5 protein-coding genes are annotated in these 7,659 nt (G+C 44.8%); 3 read left to right on the top strand and 2 right to left on the bottom strand.

Features of this window, described 5'->3' with window-relative positions:
- The first annotated feature begins 269 nt into the window (after window positions 1-269).
- The 3 genes from H9653_RS07025 (at window position 270) to H9653_RS07015 (ending at window position 4,534) form a co-directional block, all read left to right on the top strand.
- A complete protein-coding gene (locus H9653_RS07025; protein ID WP_191691506.1) occupies window positions 270-2,723 on the top strand; it encodes a YgiQ family radical SAM protein in 2,454 nt (817 codons plus the stop codon).
- A gap of 630 nt (window positions 2,724-3,353) precedes the next feature.
- Window positions 3,354-3,767, top strand: coding sequence for a hypothetical protein (locus H9653_RS07020; RefSeq protein WP_144297539.1), 414 nt, complete (start codon window positions 3,354-3,356; stop codon window positions 3,765-3,767).
- Between the two features lie 263 nt (window positions 3,768-4,030).
- A complete protein-coding gene (locus H9653_RS07015) occupies window positions 4,031-4,534 on the top strand; it encodes a hypothetical protein (RefSeq protein WP_225211648.1) in 504 nt (167 codons plus the stop codon).
- A gap of 183 nt (window positions 4,535-4,717) precedes the next feature.
- On the opposite strand, the gene H9653_RS07010 is transcribed toward H9653_RS07015, so the two are convergent.
- Complete coding sequence (locus tag H9653_RS07010; RefSeq protein ID WP_191691503.1) at window positions 4,718-5,233, bottom strand: hypothetical protein; 516 nt, start codon at window positions 5,231-5,233, stop codon at window positions 4,718-4,720.
- A 250-nt stretch (window positions 5,234-5,483) separates the two neighbouring features.
- Complete coding sequence (ligA, locus tag H9653_RS07005; RefSeq protein ID WP_191691502.1) at window positions 5,484-7,580, bottom strand: NAD-dependent DNA ligase LigA; 2,097 nt, start codon at window positions 7,578-7,580, stop codon at window positions 5,484-5,486.
- Window positions 7,581-7,659 lie beyond the last annotated feature (79 nt).

The raw sequence follows: 7,659 nt of genomic DNA, 5'->3' as shown, positions 1-7,659 counted from the left end.
CAATGAAGCAGAAAGAAAACGTCAAACCTATCTAATAGTCAATATTGGCTAGGTTTGAGTAAGGTTTTTGGAACGGTTGTTAACGTTTAATAACCCTTCTTAGCAAAAGATTATCCCAAACTATCAATAACTTACCTTGCTATTATAAAATCTCTTTTTTACATAATGAAAGCAATTCATGTTAAAATGAGCGCTTTTAAATGAGCCGTTGTTAATGAATAACGATAACGGCTTTTTTAGTGCCATTTTTCTAATGAACAGGTCCGCTCATGTCTGCCGATACCATCGCCCGCACCGCCTTTAAACAAGGCACCAAACCTCTTTACGACTACGACAAACATTGGGCAAGCTGCTACGAGCCTGCGCCTTATTTGCCAATGAGCCGCAAAGAAATGGACGATTTGGGCTGGGATGCCTGTGATGTCATCATCATCTCAGGCGATGCCTATGTCGACCACCCAAGTTTTGGCATGGCGATTATCGGCCGTTTATTAGAAGCGCAAGGCTTTCGTGTTGGCATCATTGCCCAGCCAGATTGGAAGAGCAAAGATGCCTTTATGGAGCTCGGTAAGCCGGTTTATGCTTATGGCGTGACCGCGGGTAACATGGATAGTATGATAAACCGTTATACCGCTGACCGTAAAATCCGTAGCGATGACGCGTACTCGCCTGGTAACGTGGCTGACAAACGCCCTGACCGCGCGGCCATCGTTTATAGCCAGCGCTGCCGCGAAGCCTATCCTGATGTGCCCATTATTTTGGGCGGCATCGAAGGCAGCTTACGCCGTATCGCTCATTATGATTATTGGTCGGATAAAGTCCGCCGCAGTATCTTGATGGATGCGCGCGCTGATGTCTTGTTATATGGAAATGCTGAGCGCGCCATCGTCGATGTAGTACATGGCTTATCAAAAGGTTACACCTTTGAGCAAATGAGCAGTTTGCGCGGTACGGCGTACTTATTGACCCCGACCCGTCGCCATTGGCAAGCAGGTATGACCGAGGTTGCCAGTAATGATGTCGATACCGTTGGCCGTGTCGATCCGATTATCAACCCGTATGTGATGACGGAAGACGTCGATCAGTGTTCGATCGAGCAAGATAAGACTAGCGCCTCACCCGTTGGACAAGCTACGTCAGCAATGACAGGTATGTCAGCCCAATATGCGAAACAGTATCAAGGATTTGTCGCCGAACCCGTGACCAATAAAGTCTTAAATGCTGACCAAGTCGATGAAGACACGCAAGTAGTACAATTGCGCGGCTTTGATAAACCACAAACCGCACGTAAACATAAACTTAAAATGCCGCCGCGTGAGCAAACGGTCATTCGCCTGCCTGATTATGAGCACGTCAAAGCTGACCCAGTGTTGTACGCGCATGCCAACCGTATCTTGCACCTTGAAACCAATCCGGGTAACGCGCGTGCTTTGGTGCAGCGTCATAGTAGCGGCGCTGGTAACTCGCATACCTCGATTGACGTTTGGCTCAATCCGCCACCGATTCCACTCTCAACCGAAGAGATGGATTACGTCTTTGATCTGCCGTACGCGCGTCTGCCGCATCCAAGCTATGGCGATGCGCGCATCCCTGCTTATGACATGATTAAATTTTCGGTCAATATCATGCGTGGCTGTTTTGGCGGTTGTACGTTTTGCTCAATCACTGAGCACGAAGGCCGTATTATTCAAAACCGCTCAGAAGAGTCTATCTTGCGTGAGGTCGAAGCGATTCGTGATACGGCGCCAAACTTTACTGGCGTTATCTCTGACCTTGGTGGGCCGACCGCCAATATGTATCGCCTCAACTGTAAAGACGAGACGATAGAGAAGAACTGCCGTAAGCCGTCTTGTGTCTATCCTGACGTCTGCGATAACTTGATTACCGATCACAGTAATTTGACCCAGCTCTATCGTAAAGCGCGTGATATCAAAGGCGTGAAAAAAATCTTGATTGCTTCAGGTTTACGTTACGATTTGGCTATTAAAGACCCTGAATACGTCAAAGAATTGGTCAGCCATCATGTTGGCGGTTATCTAAAGATTGCTCCTGAGCACTCTGAAGAAGCGGTGCTGTCAAAAATGATGAAACCTGGCATGGGCAACTACGATAAATTCAAAGCCATGTTTGAGCAATACAGCCAAGAGGCCGGCAAAGAGCAGTATCTGATTCCGTATTTTATCGCCGCTCACCCCGGTACTAGAGACGAGGATATGATGAACCTCGCGCTGTGGCTAAAAAGTCATGGCTACCGCGCTGACCAAGTACAGGCGTTTTATCCGAGTCCGATGGCAACCGCAACCACCATGTACCATACGCATAAAGACCCGCTGCATAAAGTGAGCCGCAGTGAGGGCGATATGGATATCGTCAAGTCTGGCAAGCAGCGTAAACTGCATAAAGCTTTCTTGCGCTATCACGATCCAAAAAACTGGGTCATGCTGCGTAAAGCGCTACAAGATATGGGACGTGGAGATTTGATTGGCAAAGGTCGTGGCTGCTTAATCCCGCCATTTAACGCCAGTTTAGAAGGTCGTGATGCCGCGCAAGACAGCTATCAATCGGCGCGTAAAAAGAACAGCCGCTTGGGTAATGACTCGGTAAAACGCAGCAACAATAGTTCTAACGCTGCAAAAAACACCTCGGGTAAAAACAGCAAGCGAGTCAGCAAAGGCAACTTCCAAACTCAGCATACTGGCTTACCACCGCGCAAGACTAAGTAATTCCAATAGCGATTAATCATTGCTACTAAATCCGTTAAATATTTTAGTTAAGCTCAAACTAAAGCGCCTATCGGCTCAGCAGTCGATAGGCGCTTTTTTATGTTTTTCACATTAAATATATTAGAATTACTCTAAAATCGATACAGTGCGACTGGGATGAATTTTTCGTAGCCTCTGTGATAACAGCAAGCAAGGAAAATTTATACCAGTCGCAAAAAGCTATAACGTATCGCTTTTATCTTGAACTGACTATACATTGGCTTTTTTGAATAACTGTTTAAGCTTATAGTCAAAATATCCTAAAAACGCGGCGGTATTGCTGATATCAATTTTTTGTAGCCTCTGTCTGCGTAGGCACAGCAAGCAAGAAAAATTTATATCAGCAGTGCTTGATGTATTGATATCATTTTTCATTCACTATAGTTATTTTACAGAAGCTATTAAGGTCAGCGTTACATTAACCAGTGTTTAAGTAACTTAACGAACATATAACAAACAATTTCTAACATTATCTAGAAAGGCTTTTCGTTAACATAGGCGCTATATACATAAGGCGCCGTTAAAAAGCGCACGATTAGAAAAAGAATAGTCAAAAAATACCTGCTAGTTTTTACATTTTTGGAGAATGCCATGAATACCCTAACCAAAGTTGCTGTTGCCCTACCTGCTCTAGCGTTACTTAGTGCCTGTGCGACCACCGCACCCACCACACCAAACAAAACCCCTGCGTCAGAAAGCGTGACCGATGTCGCCTATGACCGTATGGCGCCAGCCCCTTATACTTGTACCGATGACAGCAAAATCTTGGCAAAACAGTCAATCAATAAAAAACAAGTCATGCTAAATGCGACTTTACCTAAAGTAAACTGGGCAGACCAACCTATCATTTTAAATGGCGGCGTCCAAGGTGATACGGCAAGCTATGTCAATGAGTCAAACCCAGAAGTGGTCTATGCTTGGCACATGAAAGAAGACAAAGGTATCCTTGCAATGAAATGGGCAAACGGTAAAGAATATCAAGTAAACTGCCAAATAGGCAGATAATGATTTTGGTTTAATTGCTCATTGATAATGATAAACCCATCATTGTTAAACCCATAACTATTAAACCTAGCACTATATAAACAGTCATCGAATGATGGCTGTTTTTTTATGGTCGCAAATTTAAAAGCGTACTCGCTAATGCTTTATTTTATTATGCTAGAGAAGCAACGCGAAAACTGGCAAAATAGCGCTGATAACAATTGCATGATAATCAATAACAAAAGGATACTTCGATGGTTAAGCGCCTCATAAGTATGATGATAATGGCTAGCATAGGCTTGGCGGCACTAACGAGCTGCGATAATAGCGCCAACGATTCTAATGGCACTGCTACATCTTCTGCTGCGCAAACAGCTGACGCAGCAGACGTGCATACTATCGACTGGTCACTGGTCGCAAGCGGCGAAAAAGCTGTTGACCCTGCCACTTATGAGTATCCGTTTGCGCTTGATAGCCAAAATGTGCGCGATTATGCGAAGTATTTCGGTGTAGATAATACCACCGCGCAGCATAATCTGACGATAAGTATGGCAAGCAATGAAGCGCTGTCAAAGCTGCTCGATCAGCTTAGCGAAACCTATACTTCGCATGAGCTAACCGACGACAAAGAGATGAAACTTATTATTCATACCACGCCTGATGTTGCTGCCAGTAGCTATGATTATGTACTGTCAGACGACTTTGCGAAAGGATTGGTATTACCTATCGTGATTCAGCCGGATAGTAAGAAAGGTGAGGTTAAGGCGCATGGAGAGGTGGCAAAATAGAATACTAGATGCTTCTTGAAGATTGCTACCATAGACTATAGTTTAACCGAATTTATTAGAGTAATTTATTTTATCTAGTGCGCCTAGCGCATCCTATATCCATTACCTGCCCACTTAAAATGTTTTTGGAAAATACCCAAAAATGGTGCTGATTATAATATGCCTTGATCATATATTATTTAATTATATTGAAAAACCCTTTACTAGATCTAGCATTTGTATTGAAAGCATACTTTTAGTTTTAGACATTTTAGCTACGTCATTTTCTATATCTTTCAACCATTCTTTAACCGCATTTAAAACGTCTTTTCCAAACTGATCAACTTGCAACTGCAAGGTATTGTTCAACATATTGTTATGTATATGAATACCTTGATGCAAAGGTTGGACAAATTTAAATTTTTCTAACACTTCTCTAGCTCTCTGAGTAGAAATATCGTCCTGACCTTCATGCAGTAATGCACATCTTAAAGCATAAAAATCTGCACCACTTAGAAAAACTCTATCTGAGCCACAGGATGTTATTGTATAACTGGGTTCTATATATTTCTTAAACCAATTGATAGTACGTTGTTTTGAGCCTGCATCAGGGTAGTCAACCTTACCGCAGATATCTGGCAAAGTTAGGCAGAGAAACAATACTGAATACCAGTTTTTAGAAATTAAAGATAGTTCTAGTGCTTTAACGAAACTTTCCATATCATCAATCCTGTAGGTAAACTTTATTACGATGCAAGCTCTTGGGCGAGGGACGAGCGCCGAATAAACCATTAAAGAAAGACAGTTCATGACCCGCATATTTGCCCACTATTAAAGCAAGCGATGCTGAGGCCAGGCTTTTTTATTTTGCTATTGCACTAGAGACGAACGAGTTATTAAAGAATAACTTACCCAGAAAATTCCCTTTAAGGAATTTTCTCTTGCGAACCTAACAAAGCAGTGCTTTGTTTTAACGGTTCTCACCAACCATCGCCAAAAACTCTTCCTCACCCACTATCTTAATGCCCAATTTTTCCGCTTTGGTGAGCTTCGAGCCAGCTTTATCGCCTGCCAATAGCGCGGTGGTTTTTGCCGAGATACTGCCCGAGACTTTTGCACCCAGCGCTTGCAGTTTGGCTTTGGCTTCATCACGCGCCATGCTATCAAGCGCCCCTGTGATGACCCATGTTTGCCCATCGAGTGGCAATCCCTCTGACAGCACTTGCTCAACCTTGTCCCAGTGCACGCCCGCTTTGCGCAATGCGGTGATGACTTCGATATTGTGCGGTGCGCGGAAGAACTTATAAGTCAGCTCAGCGGTGATTGCGCCAACATCAGGCGTTTGTAGGAGCTTGTCGATATCCGCTGTCATTAGGCTATCAAGGTCGCCAAATTGCTGCGCCAAATTCTGTGCTGTTGTCTCACCGACACCGCGAATACCAAGTGCATAGATAAAGCGTGCGAGCGTCGTCTGTTTACTGGCTTCAATGGCGCTGAGGATATTTTGTACCGATTTTTCCCCTAGTTTTTCAAGCGTAATCAGCTCGTCTTGATGTTTATGCAACTGGTAGATATCGGCGACGGTCTTGACCAAACCGTGCTCAAAAAAGCTAATCAGCCAACTTGCGCCTAAGCCATCGATATCCATCGCCCGGCGCGAGACAAAATGAATCAGCGCTTCTTGCTGCTGGGCGGGGCAAAACAAACCACCAGTACAGCGTGCCAACGCTTCACCTTCAGGCAAGACCACAGGTGAGTCGCAGACAGGGCAAGTCGATGGCAATTTAACGGGTTCTGAATCTGCTGGACGCTGATCTGTCCAAACGCGGGTGACTTTGGGGATGACATCGCCTGCACGGTGGACGCTGACCATATCGCCTGCGCGCACATCCAAGCGCTGAATTTCACCAAAGTTATGCAAGGTGACATTACTGACAGTAACGCCGCCGACTTTTACCGGTTCCAATTTACCAACTGGGGTGATTTGTCCGGTGCGTCCGACTTGCCATTCGATATCATTTAGACGCGTCATCACCGTTTCGGCAGGGAATTTATAGGCGGTTGCCCAGCGCGGCTCACGCGATAAAAAGCCAAGCTGCTGCTGCAATGCCAAGTTATTAACCTTGATGACCATGCCATCAATTTCAAACGGCAGTTTACTACGGGTTGCAATCATCGACTCATAATAGGCTTGGGCTTCGCGTGGGTTTTTTACCACTCTCACAGCGCTGACGCTAAAACCTATGTCACCAAGCCAAGCCAAGGCGGCTGATTGGGTGTCGATGCTCTCAGGTAGACCTTGATTGACTGAATAACAATAAAAAGCCAGCGGACGACTGGCAGCGATAGCGGGATCTAGCTGACGTAAACTACCAGCGGCGGCATTACGTGGATTGGCAAAGGTTTTATCGCCTTTTTCTTCTGCTAAGCGATTGAGACGCTCAAAACCAGCTTTTGGCATCAGCACTTCGCCGCGTACTTCTAATAATGGAATCTCGCTTGCAGCAGTAAGCCAAAGTGGTAGATTGCGAATGGTTTTGGCATTTTGAGTAATATCCTCGCCCGTTTGCCCATCACCGCGCGTCACCGCTTGCACAAATTGACCATATTCGTATTTGAGCGATACCGCCAAGCCATCAAGCTTCAGCTCCATCTCATATTCAGGATTTTTCTGCGCGTCATTAAGCCGATCATTGACGCGGCGCATAAAGCCATGCAGCTCGTCATAATCAAAGACATTGCCAAGCGATAGCATGGGTACGTCGTGTTTGACTTGGGTAAAGGCGGACAGCGGCGTGTCGCCAACTTGATTGATTGGACTGTCAGGCTGTATTAAATCAGGATACGCTTCTTCAAGCTCCAATAAAGAGCGCCGCAGCTGATCGTATTCACTGTCTTCTAAAATCGGGTTATCAAGCACATAATAAGCATAATTATGCGTTTTTAAAGTATCAATGAGCGTGCGCATTTGAGCAACGATGGCAGCTACATTGTCTGCAGATTGGGTATCAGCAGTATTTTTAGAAACAGCATTTTTAGAAGCAGTCGGTACAATAGAATCAGTCATAGTCGGCGTCTTTTTTTTGCAATTCAAGATGCCGATATGATAACAAGTTTGCAGGTTAGTCGGATATGATTTTGTTGAA

The sequence above is a fragment of the Psychrobacter communis genome (assembly GCF_014836505.1).
Classification (GTDB): Bacteria; Pseudomonadota; Gammaproteobacteria; order Pseudomonadales; family Moraxellaceae; genus Psychrobacter; species Psychrobacter faecalis.
The sequence above is the reverse complement of the archived record's forward strand: the minus strand, read 5'-3'. Positions and strand labels throughout refer to the sequence as shown.

What these genes read in the sequence shown, in the direction of transcription:
- H9653_RS07025 (WP_191691506.1), top strand. Translation starts at nt 270, where the DNA reads ATGTCTGCCGATACCATCGCCCGCACCGCCTTTAAACAAGGCACCAAA.
- H9653_RS07020 (WP_144297539.1), top strand. Translation starts at nt 3,354, where the DNA reads ATGAATACCCTAACCAAAGTTGCTGTTGCCCTACCTGCTCTAGCGTTA.
- H9653_RS07015 (WP_225211648.1), top strand. Translation starts at nt 4,031, where the DNA reads ATGGCTAGCATAGGCTTGGCGGCACTAACGAGCTGCGATAATAGCGCC.
- H9653_RS07010 (WP_191691503.1), bottom strand. Translation starts at nt 5,233, where the DNA reads ATGGAAAGTTTCGTTAAAGCACTAGAACTATCTTTAATTTCTAAAAAC.
- ligA (WP_191691502.1), bottom strand. Translation starts at nt 7,580, where the DNA reads ATGACTGATTCTATTGTACCGACTGCTTCTAAAAATGCTGTTTCTAAA.